General features: G+C 40.9%; 11 protein-coding genes and 1 tRNA gene. 6 read left to right on the forward strand and 6 right to left on the reverse strand.

The window, feature by feature from the left end:
* Positions 1–18: 18 nt before the first annotated feature.
* Entirely contained in the window at positions 19–243 is a 225-nt protein-coding gene (locus IYN84_RS06165; protein ID WP_196138276.1) for a YheU family protein, read from the reverse strand.
* Positions 244–373: 130 nt separating this feature from the next.
* Between IYN84_RS06165 and IYN84_RS06170 the strand changes: the two genes are divergently transcribed.
* Complete coding sequence (locus IYN84_RS06170; RefSeq protein WP_196138277.1) at positions 374–736, forward strand: response regulator; 363 nt, start codon at positions 374–376, stop codon at positions 734–736.
* 33 nt (positions 737–769) lie between these two features.
* On the opposite strand, the gene IYN84_RS06175 is transcribed toward IYN84_RS06170, so the two are convergent.
* Positions 770–846, reverse strand: a tRNA-Arg gene (locus tag IYN84_RS06175).
* Positions 847–1,050: 204 nt separating this feature from the next.
* Between IYN84_RS06175 and queG the strand changes: the two genes are divergently transcribed.
* Positions 1,051–2,205 (forward strand): tRNA epoxyqueuosine(34) reductase QueG, encoded by a 1,155-nt coding sequence (gene queG / locus IYN84_RS06180; RefSeq protein WP_196138278.1) that lies wholly within the window; start codon positions 1,051–1,053, stop codon positions 2,203–2,205.
* A gap of 52 nt (positions 2,206–2,257) precedes the next feature.
* Here queG and IYN84_RS06185 read toward each other — a convergent pair whose 3' ends face one another.
* Together IYN84_RS06185 and IYN84_RS06190 are read right to left on the reverse strand one after the other, a co-directional pair.
* Positions 2,258–4,159 carry a hypothetical protein gene (locus IYN84_RS06185; protein ID WP_196138279.1) on the reverse strand — a complete coding sequence of 634 codons (1,902 nt, stop codon included), beginning with the start codon at positions 4,157–4,159 and terminating at the stop codon, positions 2,258–2,260.
* Between the two features lie 65 nt (positions 4,160–4,224).
* Positions 4,225–6,687: a serine/threonine-protein kinase gene (locus IYN84_RS06190; protein WP_196138280.1), complete on the reverse strand. Its 2,463-nt coding sequence runs from the start codon at positions 6,685–6,687 to the stop codon at positions 4,225–4,227.
* A gap of 498 nt (positions 6,688–7,185) precedes the next feature.
* Here IYN84_RS06190 and IYN84_RS06195 point away from each other — a divergent pair, with 498 nt between their 5' ends.
* The gene (locus IYN84_RS06195) at positions 7,186–7,380 is read left to right on the forward strand and encodes a DUF6316 family protein (protein WP_196138281.1); all 195 of its coding nucleotides are present in this window, start codon (positions 7,186–7,188) and stop codon (positions 7,378–7,380) included.
* Between the two features lie 308 nt (positions 7,381–7,688).
* On the opposite strand, the gene tcdA is transcribed toward IYN84_RS06195, so the two are convergent.
* Positions 7,689–8,528, reverse strand: a complete 840-nt coding sequence (gene tcdA / locus IYN84_RS06200; protein WP_371734803.1) for a tRNA cyclic N6-threonylcarbamoyladenosine(37) synthase TcdA — start codon at positions 8,526–8,528, stop codon at positions 7,689–7,691.
* A gap of 212 nt (positions 8,529–8,740) precedes the next feature.
* Here tcdA and IYN84_RS06205 point away from each other — a divergent pair, with 212 nt between their 5' ends.
* From IYN84_RS06205 to IYN84_RS06215, 3 genes are all read left to right on the forward strand, one after another.
* Positions 8,741–10,507 (forward strand): acyl-CoA dehydrogenase C-terminal domain-containing protein, encoded by a 1,767-nt coding sequence (locus IYN84_RS06205; protein ID WP_196138282.1) that lies wholly within the window; start codon positions 8,741–8,743, stop codon positions 10,505–10,507.
* Between the two features lie 249 nt (positions 10,508–10,756).
* Positions 10,757–11,473 carry a YebC/PmpR family DNA-binding transcriptional regulator gene (locus IYN84_RS06210; protein ID WP_196138283.1) on the forward strand — a complete coding sequence of 239 codons (717 nt, stop codon included), beginning with the start codon at positions 10,757–10,759 and terminating at the stop codon, positions 11,471–11,473.
* Between the two features lie 269 nt (positions 11,474–11,742).
* Positions 11,743–13,170, forward strand: a complete 1,428-nt coding sequence (locus IYN84_RS06215; protein WP_196138284.1) for a hypothetical protein — start codon at positions 11,743–11,745, stop codon at positions 13,168–13,170.
* Between the two features lie 140 nt (positions 13,171–13,310).
* On the opposite strand, the gene IYN84_RS06220 is transcribed toward IYN84_RS06215, so the two are convergent.
* Positions 13,311–15,254 (reverse strand): S9 family peptidase, encoded by a 1,944-nt coding sequence (locus IYN84_RS06220; protein ID WP_196138285.1) that lies wholly within the window; start codon positions 15,252–15,254, stop codon positions 13,311–13,313.
* Positions 15,255–15,402: the final 148 nt, after the last annotated feature.

A 15,402-nucleotide genomic window follows, 5' to 3' on the forward strand; every position in this document is an offset into this window, starting at 1 on the left:
TTAACTAAGCCCACACAACTATTGTTCATCGAAAGCGACCTCATCACGATTCTTGATGACAACTGACTGGTTTACTTCAGCAAACTCAATAACTAACTCCCCGCTCTTCACTTTATCAACTACCATTTGAATCCAGCTTTCAAGCTCTACTTCAACATCGGAATCTGTCAAATGAGATATGACGTGCTCCCTGCAAAGACCGTACAAGGCATCCGCTGTTAATTCCTGATAATCAATTAACATAATAATTGTTCTCGCTTTTTTTCGACTTCATAACAAAAATGGCTCCAAATAATACATAGATAGGCTATGCTTTTTTAGTAGAGGTACCTAATCTCTACCTTAGAGATATCGTGACTATTTCGGAGTGTTTATGCCCAAAATACTAATTGCCGATGACTCAGCAAGCATTCGTCAGATGGTAAGTTTTACCTTAAAAGCTGGAGGATTTGAAGTCGAGGAAGCAAAAGATGGCAAGCAAGCCATAGAAATTGCTTCTCAAAACCATATCGATCTGATTATCTCAGACGTTAATATGCCAGAAATGAACGGACTTGAATTAACAAAAAGCTTAAGAGAAATGAGCGAATATCGATTTACTCCTATCCTTTTACTGACTACTGAGTTTGCTGACGATAAAAAAACTCAAGGTAAAGATGCCGGAGCTACAGGCTGGATAGTAAAACCCTTTAATCCTGAAACGCTGATTAGAACAGTTAACAAAGTGATGAAATAAACAAAAAAGCCACCTTTCGGTGGCTTTTTAATCTGGCGCGCCATGAGCGACTCGAACGCCCGACCCTCAGGTTCGAAGCCTGATGCTCTATCCAGCTGAGCTAATGGCGCAAAATTATCAGCGGTAACAACCAGCCAATGGCGCATAATCTAACCGATGAACCCATAAGACTCAAGCAATTTTCCTGATTATTGCCAATAAATTATTAATTTTACTTATCATCGATTAATTCGTAACCAACCTTGCCTATTATCTGGTTTCGTTAACTATTTTATTGGATAATATCTCTTCCAAATCCTCATATCTTCCTATCGATGACACTATCGGAAAGCCAGCTTTCGCAGCTGAAAGAAACAATTTATCAGTTGGCTCTTGAAGAAAATTTTCAAGATATGAGGGTATCTGATATCAACACTTCAGGTTACTTTGAAAAATTTAAATCCTGGTTAAATAATGGCTATCATGGTGAAATGTCTTTTCTGGAACGTAATCAGGAACTAAGGCAGCATCCCGACTCGTTGCAGGCTGGTACCTGTCGTGTTCTATCTTTTCGATATAACTACTTACCGACAAATGCGCAGTTCTCAGCACCGCTTAAAAATCCAGACATGGCAAACATTTCGCGCTATGCATTGGGCCGAGACTACCACAAACTAATCCGGAAAAAACTTTCCAATATTGTCAGGCAAGCAGCTAACCAGCTAAATCTTGAGCAATTTATTGAAGCCAGGGTTTTGGTTGATAGCGCTCCAGTACTTGAAACTGCTTTTGCAGAAAAATCAGGACTAGGTTGGAAAGGTAAACACAGCTTGATCATCAATGAGTCAGGTGGATCCTGGTTTTTTCTAGGCGAAATTTTTATCAATCAACCCATTCAGGTTGATGCTCCAGTCGAGGATAAATGTGGTAGCTGCACTGCTTGTATCTCATTGTGCCCAACTGATGCAATCATTGACGGAAAAACGGTTGATGCCAGACGTTGCATTTCCTATTTAACAATTGAGAACAAGGGCCCAATTCCCGAAGACATCAGAACATCATTAGGCAATAGAGTTTACGGTTGCGACGACTGCCAGCTCGCCTGCCCGTGGAATCGTTATTCATCAGTTTCTGAAGACAAGGACTTTTATCCTAGACATGGCCTTGAAAGTTCTGAACTTAAGGACCTATGGCTATGGGATGAAAATATGTTTCTTTCCAATTTCGAAGGCAGCCCTGTAAGGCGTATTGGTTATCAGAACTGGTTAAGAAACCTTGCTGTAGCTATCGGGAACACTGGAAACCCGGATTATATAGAATTACTTGAAAAAAAATTACCGGATGCCAATGCTATGGTAACTGAACATATTCTTTGGGCGATAAAAACACTTGGCGAAAAACATGCCCTCAATAATACCCGAAGTAAACTTTTATCCAAAACCAAAAAGCTAATTAACTGTGTAGTCAATATGCATCCGCGAGATGCCTAACTCTACTAAAAAGCCCGCCTTAGGCGGGCCTATAAACTACCCAACTCAAATACTAGCGCAATGATAACTCTTTTAATTGCTCCAACCATTGGTCACTATCAACGCCTTTACTTTCAGCAATAAAAACAGCATTCGCCAGCAACTCAATTTCAGCATTAAGGTTTCCACGAGCTTTAGATTCATTGGCTTTCCTATAAAAAACTTCTTCTGGTTTAGCCAAATATGTCCCTAGTTTTTCTCCCAGAGTCAAAGCCAGCTCACTCGCCAGAGAATCCATTATTTTAATATCCGTCGGCATATCCGCTGGTAAATAGGGCTGATGAAAATCTCCCTTTTTAAACTCGTTAATAGACTCACCAGAATACTGCGCCTCTTTAACATAGTTATCCGTCAATAAAATTTTTCCTGAAGAAGGCTCAATGATTCTAAAAGCAACTTCTGCGATCGCTTGCTTTCTAATATGTTCTACCGTGAGGATCACTTCATCCATGATCGGATTTTCAATATATTGCTTTGGCGCTTCACCACGCTTTCTTTTTGACCATTTCTGGTAGGCTTCAGTTAATTGCTTATCAACGCCAATCTGAACTTGTTGCGAACGTTGCCCTTTATTAACTTTGGTTTCAATAGCCGCCTGCAGTACTTCACCATCTACTTTCAAATTCAAACCCTGATACCCATTCCCGGCCTGACCATTTGTTTCAGCGACAATTAACACTTCATTTCCCAGGTTTTCAAATAAGTATTTTTCTAGTTTACTACCTATGCGACGCCCAACAGAAGTCACCACAGGATCCGCGGCCGCAACTTCCTTGAAGCTGTCAACGGAAAGCTTAGTTAATGCCCGCGCTCTAATTTCTTCTGTTAACTTATTATATTCTGATTGAACGCGCGGATAATTAGGATCAAATGACTGAATCACTCTGAGCAAAGCTTGTCTTTTTCCTACGCCGGATTGCTTGTTTTTCGCTCTCGCCATCACCAAGTCCAAAAAACGCTTTTCCTGGATAAAGCCTTTATTACTGATCCCGAGTTTTTCCTGAATATCCCGGCCTTTTCTGAAATCATTATAGGCGGCATCCAGCATTTCCTTTTGATAATTTTTAGCTGCCGACCCCGCAAAGTAGTTAGCTAGAACCTGCATATTGGTTCCCATTGACTTCTTCAGTTGAAGAAATATTGGCTTATCTGCTACCTGCATCAGAGATAGATAAGCCGATTCGGGTTTACCATTTTCCAGCGCATAACTGAAATCTTTCTGGAACATTCCCGCTTGCGCTTGTGACAACATCGACTCAAATTGAAGGTTCCCTTCATCTAACATCAAGCCAGACTCTGCGGCTTTCATCGCGGTGTTATACAACCCTTTTTGCAAACCGTCACTACCTTCATACTGATAATATTCAATTGCTTTTTGCTTTTCAGTTTCATAAAGCAATGTCTCAGGCTCTCCTGTACCGGCCAATAATGCAGCCCGCTTTAATGTAAGCACTTTGTCGACCAAAGACACGCCTGGTAATTCAGACTTATCAATTTCAACTTTAATTTTCTTGTTCAGTTCTGCAATTTTAGCGTCAAGCTTCGAAGCAAGTTTTGTGTAATCGGTTGCCGACCATTGTTGCATATCTGCAATCGCTGATTTTGAAGACAATAGTTCACTTCGTGTAATCGGCTGAGCGGACTCATCACGTGATAAAAGTGCTTCAACCTCACCAGAGTGCTTGGCAGTTAGTAACCCAGCTATCTTTGACTGCAAAGCAATCGCTTCCTTTTTACTACTCCCACCAGATTCTGAAATTAATTTTGTCGCCTTATCATATAAAGCTGAGAGTGTTCCAGATTGCCTTGCCGAATCAATTTCTGATTGGGTAATAAGCGCTTTATTGCTGCCACCGCAGGCAAGAAAAAACGCCAAAGACGCTGCAGTCAAAATTTGAAAATGAGTTGTTTTCATGGAATAAACCTTTACTTAATTATATTTCTTATATGCTAAATATTGGTTCGGCACCAACCAGTCGGTTAAAAAACCTTATCTGAATCATCCTGAGAATCTGTTGTCTGCTCAGATAAAGAATTGCCGTTAACATCTTCTTTTTGCTCAACGCGGTTATCAATAGATTCAGGTGACTGCTCAATTGAATCATCTGCATTCACAGCATCTAAAGATTCGCTATTTTGTATGCCCGCCGATTCATCGCTTTCTGTGCTCGTTTCCGGTTCAGGTACAACAATATTATTAATTGCAGCCTCATATGAGCTCAACTGACTATGCTCACTATTTAAAATCCTGAGTTTATTCAACCACAGCAAAGCATCATCTTTATTATTTGCTGCAATTTTTTCAGTTAATTCTGCCAGAATTCTCGCTTCTATACGCTCAATCCCATCTTTCGCATCCTGATTTCGATCATCTATTTCAAGCACGCTTTTGTATTTGTCCAAGGCATTATTTCCGGCAGGCTCAACTAGCACCATTTGCTCCTCTAAAGTCTTTGCCGATAATAAACGACTATTAATTGACATTTGAACCAGAGGATCATTCAAGCGATCATTCCTTGCTTGCTCTTCTTTTCGTTTTTTCTCTGCGATAGCTTCTTTTCTTTGACGTTCCTTTTGCTCTTCTTTATATTGAGTCTCACTTTGATTAATCAGTTGTCTCAATGCATTTTTCTTCGCTTCATTATCAGAAATGCTTCCGTAGCGCGTTAACATTGTTTTCGCTTTGGCATAACTGTTTTGTTTTATTGCCTCGGCGATTAAACTTTCAAACTCTTCAGAAACCTTCTCCAATCCTTCAATGGCTTCTCCGTTTTCTGGCTGTAGTTTAAGAACTTCCTGATAAAAATAGATTGCATTATTTCGTACCGGAGAAGATAACCGCTTTTCTTGCAATGCAAGTGCTGCATCTGTTAACCATTGGTTAAGCTGTGCTTTTTCTTTGGCTATCTCATCCTGTTGACCTTGATAACTCTGCTTAAGATTTGAAATTTTTTGTTGTGTTGCGCCAAGCAATGGATGGTCAGGCTTCTCAACTTCTACTAACTTTAGCCAGATTTCGGCTTTTTCAAACTCACTCGCTTCAGCCAAAGTTACTGCTTCACTCAAGCTCACACTAATAATATTCTGGTAAACAAGTTCCGCATTTGTATTCGTTTCATCAAGAGTCTTGACAGTTGCAACTAATTTTAATGCCTTTTTAATATCTTCAATTTTTTGAGGCAAAAACTGAACTAAAGCATCAGCCTCTTGCAGCAAAGTTTCGGGGCTTGGCGGTTCAGATTGAGACGAACTATTGCTACTTTCTACTGGTTTGTTTTCCTGCTTATTAACCGCGTCATTGTTTGCATCTTTTTGACTATTTCCTAAATCCGGTTTAGCTTCCTGTTGCGAAGTGTCTCCAGTTATCTTCGCAATCAACGGTTGTGCATATGGCAGCCACTTCTCTTTAGAGAAATAACCTCCGACACCAACAAGAACTAACGTGATGAAAGCAACGTATAGGCCAATACCACTCTTCTTCTCTGGCTCGTTATAAACCCTTCTTTCTGTATGCAAATCATCAAACTTGGCAATATCTTCATCTGTAATATCATCGTGCGGATTATTGCGAACGACCGTTCTTGAAGGTTGCCTGGACTTAGACCCCGGAGACTGATTGGTAGCCGTACTCTTTCCCTGTTTACCTGAAGACTTGAACTCATTAATCGCTTTAGCGAGATCGATTCCATTTTGAAAGCGCTTTTCAGGATCTTTTGCAAGAAGCAGGTCAATAAGCCACTGGAAATGTTTTAACCTGACAGGTAGTTGTGGAACCGGCTTGGTAACATGTTTAATGCAGACAGCAACCGAGTCTTCTCCTTTATAGGGCACAGTTTTAGTCAACATTTCATAAAAAATTACGCCAAGGCTATATAAATCACTTCTCCCGTCGACAGTTTTACCACGACACTGCTCAGGACTCATGTATTCCGGTGTACCAATCAGTTTTCCAGTTTGTGTCATCTGGGTGGACGAGTCTGAGGCTTTGGCAATGCCAAAGTCAGTCAATAACGGCTCTCCATCTAAATTAAAAAGAATGTTCTCAGACTTTACATCTCGATGGATATACCCTTTCTCATGGGCAAAATGAAGCGCACTGGCGAGCTTTTCAATAATCGTCAGCGCTTCGCGTGCTTTCATTCCCTCTTCAATACGTTTTCTTAAATCTCCCCCGGGCAGATATTCCATTGCCAGATAATAAAAGTTACCGCTCTCCCCGACATCATATACGGTCACTATACTTTTATGGGAAAGTTTGGCTACAATTTTGGCTTCCCGAATAAAACGCTCGCCAAAAGTGGGATCAGCCGCCAACGCAGGCGACATCACTTTTAATGCAACTTCTCTATCGAATCCTTTCTGGATTGCCAGATAGACTGTCGCTTGTCCCCCTACTCCCAGAGTTTTTACTATTTTATATCCTGGAATATCAACTGTGCTCACGAAGTCATCCCGTTCATTTGTTGTTAGAATTATTATTTTATTTAACTGCTAATCTATATTGTCAAAATGTCTATTTGATAAACAAGATTTTCATTTTAATTATCAGTAAGTTATCACGGCATCTTAACAAATCCCCTAATTACTGTGAATAACTATCGGTCTCCTAGCAAAGTTTAGCTTAAAAACATCTCAATAATCCCGCCAAGTTCACAAATAATTGCAGTTAGCTAGTTAATTTTAGCCTATCCAAACAATCTCTTATCGCAATATCAGTGTCATTTATTGGCGCAGAGCAATAATTCGGTTAAACTAAACTTCAGGATGTTTGAGCGAAACAAGGCAAATCCAGCAGACTTTAGCGGTTATTAAGCACGGGTCTAACCGGAAATGCCAGGCAACTCATTGATTTATAAATATTGTTAAAGCTTATTATTTAAAGTTTTGAAGGTATCAAGTCGTTGTAGTATCAAAATGCTAACGAATGCAAGGGAGATTAAGATGCGTACACGAACAGGCGAAGCTGTAAGACCCTGGTTCAGGACGAACCGTTATTACCACACTAATGAAGGCTGGTGGTTTCTCACTCGGGAAAAGACCGAAGAAGGTCCTTTCGACTCTCAATCTGAAGCTGAGAACGAGCTGACTCTATATATTAGAAAAGTTAACCAGGTTGGAAACTATCCCACGAGCTAACGCTTAGCTTTGTAATCACTTTCAAAAACCAGGTCTGTCATGTTTTGAAAAAGTTGATGTAATAGCACTTTTCTAAAATAGCTTTTAAAGACCGGTCAAAGTGACATCTGCGAGATCTGGATATATTGCGAGGCCTGTTTATAAACGAGATCAGGATATAAACGAGACTTTAATATCTGTCGCAATCAGCAGCAAGGCTCGCTAATACTATACAGGTTGCTATCAAATATACAGGTTACTATCAAGTAATATACTCGTTGCTACCAGAAATGAGCATTTGTTGCGCTCTCCGGCTATGCTAAAGCGCCCTAAATGATCCGGGTTAATTTATCTATTACCCTTGAAGCTGCAACCATACCAAAAGTGGCGGTAACAGATACTGCCGCTCCCAGACCGCCACTGCAATCAAGTTTGACACTGCCGTCGACAAACTGCTTCTGTTGACAGGTCTCACCTTCAGGCGTCGGATAAACGAGTTGCTCTGTAGAATATACACACTCAACCCCAAACTTTCGCTTGGGATTCTTACTGAATTGATGCTTACGTCTTAATTCACTACGGACTTTCGCGGCCAAGGGATCCTGAATGGTTCGGCTCAGGTCACCGACAGTAATTTTGAGTGGATCGGTCTGTCCCCCTGCTCCACCGATCGAAATAATCTTTATTTTATTTCTTTTGCAGTAAGCAATTAGGGCTACTTTGGCAGGTACACTGTCGATAGCATCTACAACGAAATCTGGCTTCATGGAAAGTAATTCCGCCTGATTCTTCTCACTGATAAAATCAGCAACAGGATCAACATCACAGCCTGGATTAATTGCTCGAACCCGCTCAGCCATTGCTTCAACCTTAAGCTTTCCAATATTTCCCTGCATGGCATGGATTTGGCGATTGGTATTGGTAACACAGATATCGTCCAGGTCGATCAAGGTTAACTTTCCAATCGAGGTTCTTGCCAAAGCTTCAACAATCCAGCTCCCAACTCCGCCAATACCAACTACCACAACGTGGCTGTCAGTCAGTTTTTGGATTGCTTTGCTGCCATACAGACGACGAGTCCCACCGAAGCGTTCATCTTTTGCAGGGTTTTCAGGGTTAACAGCATTTGTATTACTAGCAAGGACGTCTTGCTCTGACATTTCAGGCATTTGTGTCAAAAATTCCGATCTAAAACCAAATAAAACAGGTGCGGAGTATACCATTGGAAGTAAATATTGGTGAAACACTGGGTTAATGGCAAGACAAAAGCTTTAATTCCAAAAATTTCTGATTTAACCAGGAGAAATTTAGCTTATGAAACTTGACCCAACTCATCTGACCAGTTAGATTAGAAAAGATAACATTTACGGAGCTACTTAAAATGCCAAAATACATTGCACCACTCGAGGATATGCAATTCATTCTGCATGACTGTCTTAATATTTGTGAACATTATCAAAAGCTTGGATTCGAAGATGCGGCCGATAAATCGATGGTCAATGCAATACTTGAAGAGTCTGGCAAATTTGCCAGTGAAGTTCTTTCTCCATTGAATTATCCCGGCGACGAACAGGGTTGCAAACTTGAAAATGGCGCAGTGACCACTCCGACAGGGTTTGCCGAGGCTTATAAGCAATATTGCGAAGCCGGCTGGGGTGCTCTGGCATTTGACCCGGATTTTGGCGGCCAGGGGCTACCGCACTCTCTTTCTGTAGTCACTGCGGAAATGAACACTTCAGCCAATACCTCCTGGAGTATGTATCCCGGCCTAACACATGGAGCGATTAATGCGCTCAGTCATCACGGCACTGATGAGCTAAAGCAAAGATACCTTCCCAAGCTTATCTCTGGCGAATGGACCGGTACCATGTGTCTGACCGAAGCTCACTGCGGCTCTGACCTCGGTTTGCTGAGAACAAAGGCTATTCCTAAGGAAGATGGCAGTTACGCGATCACTGGTACTAAAATTTTTATTTCAGCCGGCGAGCACGACATGTCGGAGAATATTATCCATCTGGTACTTGCTCGCTTGCCGGATGCACCTGAAGGCAGCGCAGGAATATCGTTGTTTGTCGTTCCCAAAATAATGAATCTTGAAACGGCTGAGGGTAAAACAGACAATCAGGTGACCTGTAGTGCAATCGAGCACAAGATGGGAATAAAAGCCTCTGCTACCTGCGTAATCAATTTTGAAGACTCCATTGGCTATCTGGTTGGTCCGCCGAACAAGGGACTAGCCTGCATGTTTACCATGATGAATACCGCAAGACTGGCCACCAGTGTACAAGGTTATGCTATCGCCGAGCTATCTTTACAGGGCTCGTTGGAGTACGCCAAAGACCGCCTGCAAATGCGTTCGCTCAGTGGAGTCAAAGCACCGGACAAACCAGCAGATCCAATCATTGTTCACCCCGATGTAAAAAGAATGTTATTTACACAAAAAGCTCTGGTCGAAGGAAATCGAGGACTGGCTTATTACACTGCAAGCCTGGTGGACAGTGTGGAAAGTGGCAATGACAATGACGGCCAGGTAGAAGCAAGGCTAGGTCTGCTTACCCCGATCTGTAAAGCTTTTATGACTGAAACCGGGTTTGAGTGTACTAATCATGGCGTTCAGGTCTTTGGTGGTCACGGGTTCATTTGTGAATCAGAAATGGAACAACAAGTTCGTGACTGTCGCATCTCTTTGATATACGAAGGTACGAGCGGTATTCAGGCCCTCGACTTTCTTGGCCGAAAAGTTCTGAGAGATAAAGGCGCAGCACTGGTTAGCTGGGTAAGTGAAATTAAACAACAAGCAGCACTTGTGAATGATGAGTTAAAACCTTATGCCGAAACCTTACTCAGGTACTGTGATGAGTGGCTAGGATTAACCCAGCAAATTGGCGCCAAAGCGCAGCAGGATATGGACGAAGTCGGTGCAGCGGCCTTTGATTTTCTAATGTATTCAGGCTATCTGTCAGTGGCTCATATTTTATTGCAGCAGGCTCAGGTAGTCACCGGTTCAGATAAAAGTGAATCATTTAAAAAGGCTAAACGGCAAACGCTCAAGTTCTATTTTGCTCGTCTTTTACCACGAATCAAAACACACAAAGCCTCGCTATTGAGTGGTAACGAAACGCTTCAATGTGAAGATTTTGAGCTTTAGCTTTTATTTTTTCAGTGGCGTTTTAAAGACTCGCTATTTAAAGGCCCATTTACCGGGCCTTTTATCTGCCTTCCGGCACCTTATACATTATTAGCTATCTACAGAGTAGCAGTTAACAATAGATGCAAAACCGACAAGCTCTCAGTTCGAATTTTTCCTTGAGTCTTACAAATTAGAGATATCAAACTTTTTCAAGTCGTCAGATAGTGGTAAAATCTGCGCAATTTTAATCACCACAAGAAATCAAAAATGGGTCGCGCGTTTCAAAACAGAAAAGAATCAATGGCAAAAACCTCGGATCAAAACGCCAAGGTTTACAGTAAATTCAGTCGCGAGATTTATGTTTGCGCCAAATCCGGCGGTACTGATCCTGACGGCAACCTGGCTCTGCGCTCTCTACTCGACCGAGCAAAACGTAATCAGGTACCCGCTCACGTTATCGAAAAAGCACTAAAAAAAGCTGAAGGCGGCGGCGGCGAAGACTTTGCTGTAGCTCGCTATGAAGGATTTGGGCCAGGTAACTGTATGGTCATTGTTGACTGCCTGACTGACAACCCTAACCGAACCTTTGGTGATGTTCGTGTTTGCTTTACCAAAACTAAAGCCAAAATCGGTACTCAGGGTAGCGTTAGCCACATGTTTGACCACAGCGCCATTTTTGTATTCAAGGGCGATGATGAAGAAGCAGCTCTCGATGCACTGATGATGGCCGATGTAGATGTGACTGATATTGAATGTGAAGATGGCAAGATTACCGTTTTTGCTCCTCAAACCGAATACTTTAAAGCAAAGCAAGCATTGATGGATGCTTTTGAAGGTGTTGAATTTGAAGTTGATGAAATTCAATTTGTGCCACAAAACACTGTCGCAATTGCTGATGAAGACAAGGAAATGTTCGACAAGTTTCTGGATATGCTAAATGATCTGGATGATGTTCAGAACGTTTACCATAATGCCGAAGCATAATCTTAAACCGATTTGAAATTTCTATTTTTATTCAACGCCCTCTCTGGAGGGCGTTTTTTTAGACCACTTAACTCCTCTCCGTCCAGCACCTCTCCGTACAACTCCTTTCAATACCAATTGACATCAAAGCATTTCATTCACAGCTTCATCGCCAAAAATGATATCTCAATAAAAAATAAGACTGACGTTTGTGTTTGACAAGGTTGTAAGCACTACCTATGTTTTAGATGAAAATAGACAGAACACCATTTTTTATAAGGATATTTAAAATGATAATCAGATTTCCTCTTCTACTTTGCATTTTTTTAGTTTTAAGCGCCTGCGCTTCTCCTAATGTAAAACTCATGGCCGTCTGGGATGACTCAAATGGTAATAATCAGTCACTGGTTGTCACAAGTGACAAAAATCAGAACAAAGAAATTAATATTCGACCTGGAAGAAAATACCGGCTGGTAGGAATTGGTAGTTATAAGCAAGGTGTTAAAAAGGTAAAGCTTGAACTAAAAGGAGCAAAAGTCGATAGCGGAAAGCTTGAAAAACTCGCCAGTAAAAGTACACAATCGCTTTCAACTGATACCGTAATGCTCAAAGCCATACAAGCAGGAGAAACTATCGAAGCTCAGGCAAAAGCAACATTTGATAGCGGTAATGGCTCAATCACTTCAAGCTCAACTCCTATGCTAAAAATATCAGCGTGGGATAATGTCGCGGCAACTCTTCAGTCATCAGTAAAGGATATTTACGCAGGAGAATCGAGCAAAATCACCTGGACGACAACCAATGCTAAAAGCGTCACACTCAATGGCAACAATGTTAATCTTAATGGTAGTCAGGTAGTTAGTCCGAGCCAGACGACGCAATATAATCTGCTTGTCAAAAACCCCTTTAACCAGTTAATCAAAAGCTTAACAATCAATGTTAAAAAACCTCGTCAGGCTAACTGTACGATCGAAAAAAAAGATGTTTATGAAGTTTATTTAAAATCGTCCACCGGTCAAACAAGATTGCCTGGCTATGTTCATCAGAGAAGTAAACCAGGATACAGTTTACAAGCAAGAGACGTATACTATTCCAAGGACTTAACCTGGGCGCTGGTGGTTGCTAAAAGGGAAAAGTGGGACAACACAGGCTTTCCTCTTAAGTTAGGCTACTACTCGCTCTTCCGCCTCGATTTTTATGATTTGCATCAGTGCCGCTTGAGCAAAAGTATCGATAGCTATGCTAACCCCAACGGCTATACCACAACATCTATCGGAAAGGTTTATTCAAGTTCGTTAAACAATCTTCTTATTCATTTCATTAGAACAAATACAGTTCCCTCAGGACATAGAGCAGAACAAGTCAATGGCGTTCACATTTATTCGCATTCAAAAGCTATTAACGGGCAGCTTCAATACTTAAAATCAGTATTTTACCCTCAAAATTATCTGATTCAATCCATCTCCAATCAAACATTTTTCGCGAATATGGGGCAGGCAAAAGATAAATATATTGCGTTACTACTAAAAGGACTGATTAATAATCAAATAACTTATTATTTTTCAATAATTGATACTTTAAAGCTGGCGGCAACATCACCAAACAACATCCATTTGGTAACTGTGAATTCTGCTACTGTGAGTGGTGACTCTTTGACTGTTTCAGGAAGAGATGCTCGCGGAAACACTCAAAGCCGCAATATCAACATTAAAAACTAGTAGCATCATCTGCAGGTAAATAAAAATAATTTTTACCTGCAGATTTATCTTTAGTTAATAGTTCTAGCTATAGTTTTTCTAGTTTGATTCTCAGTCATCTTGACTTGATATAATCTTGACGGATACTAGAAATGCTATGGCTACTTTAAATATTTATTTAAGAACTTAATTGCTTTCTCGTAGAATTCGATCTGATTCTCTTCCTTATAGAAACCATGACCTTCTTTTTCTTTAAAAAGCCATTCATATTCCATGTTTCTCTTATCCAGTGCCTCCTTTAGCAAATAGGCTTGCTCGGGCGGGACACGTTTGTCTTTGCCACCGTGAACAATCAGGATAGGCGTTCTAAGTTTATCAATATAGGTTAAAGGCGACTCTTCGGTAAGCAATTTTTCATCAGTACCATACCTTTTTGCAGCTGCCCCTAAAGCCACTGAGCTGATTTCCGAATAATCAGCCTCTTCTTCCTGTAAAACTGCATCATATACACCGGCAGCAGCAATACTACATGAAAAAAGATCCTGCTCTATCAAAGGAGACATTAGTGCAGAATAGCCTCCAAAACTCCAGCCCATTATGCAAGCTTTATCACTAATTTCCGGTTGAGAAAGCGCCCATTTAGTGCCATCAATGATATCCTGTTGAATAAGAGAATGACGTTTTTTATAAGCTATTTTTTCGTATTCCCAGCCATACCCACCTGAACCACGATAATTTACCTGCAACACAGCAAACCCTCTATTCGCCAACAGTTGTGCGTCCGTGTCGTAGAACCAGGTATCTTGCATCCCATAGGGGCCTCCATGCACGTAAGTGACCAATGGCACAGGTTTTGAAATTTCTTTCGGCAGTGTTAAATAACCATAGATTGTTTTGCCATCCCTTGCTTTAAATTTAATCGGCTGTCTATCAGCTAAATCTTGGGAAGCTAGCCATTGCTTTCGCTTTAACATCAAACCGACTTGTTTCTTTTTATGATTGTAAAGATAGAAGTCTCCGGGGTTTTTATCACTTTGCACCAACACTATCATCTCACTCAGATCATTGGTTCTTGAAGTGATTGTGATGTCTTCTCCGGCAAACACTCCAGCCAGCGAGTTATGGATTTGAGCAAACTCGTTATCTGGCTCAAAATAGTGATATTCAAAATAATCGGGCATTACTTCCGCACCAACAACAATTTGAGTCGATGGTTCTCTTATAAGAGAGTGAATATCTGATTCGGGGTGATTAAAGATCATTTTGATTTTTTTACTAGCCATATCGTATTCAAATAGTGCATCGGTTTTATCTTGCAGATGTGACTTCATATACAGTTTTTTACCAGAAGAATCCGATGCAACAGGACGATAGTCGTTTAGTGGCTCATCTTCTTTGATTTCAATCCACTCTCTATCAACATAAAAAAATGAACGGAACTTACCTTTTGAATCAGTTCCATTTGCGAAAACAGGATTTCCAGCACTATCAAGGTTGATATGCATATTTCCGTAGGGCGTTCGTGTAATTAGTTTTTTCTTACCCGTGTAGACATTAAGTTTTAAAATTCTTAGCGGAGAATCATAATCATGATCCATATGCCGCGCTGATATTATTATATGTTCTGGGTCATCAGGTAGAATATGTAATACTTCGCCAAATGAACGATCAGGCCCTTTGTTCTTTTTCATTCTTAGATTGCCTGTTCGATTAGTACCAGCAGACCAACCAAAAATCACATCGCCTTTCGAACCATCATAGTTACCAGCGTATATCTGGCCATTGGTTACCGGCTGCTCTCGCCAGGGCTCTTTAAACACTCTGGTAAAAACCAGTCGCTCGTTGTTGACCCAATAAAACTCATCGACATGGTTATTTTCAGGAAAACGATATACATAACTCGGCTTCATCGTTTGTCGGTCTAAAATAACTAGTCCGGTTCTATCAATAAGTGGAAGAGAAACCGCAAGATAATCACCTTCGGGTGAAAGTTTTGCATCTTTAAACTGCGCTTCCTTGACGAAGTTTTCAATTGGAATCTCCTTCGCCTGAACCAGGCTTAATGGAAGAATAAATAAATAAAAAAACAACAAATACTTCTTCATAACACTTCTACTTTTACAACGTCTTCTATTACTTATTAGATCCTGAGCTTAATCTGCTACGCTATCATATCGGAAAAACCGCGATCAAACTCAATAGTCACAGACAGTTTTAACAGAGACTAAGGTTTGGAATACGCACTAATTGGCG

Origin of the sequence: Aliikangiella sp. G2MR2-5 (genome assembly GCF_015687155.1) — a bacterium.
In the GTDB taxonomy this organism is placed as follows: Bacteria; Pseudomonadota; Gammaproteobacteria; order Enterobacterales; family Kangiellaceae; genus Aliikangiella.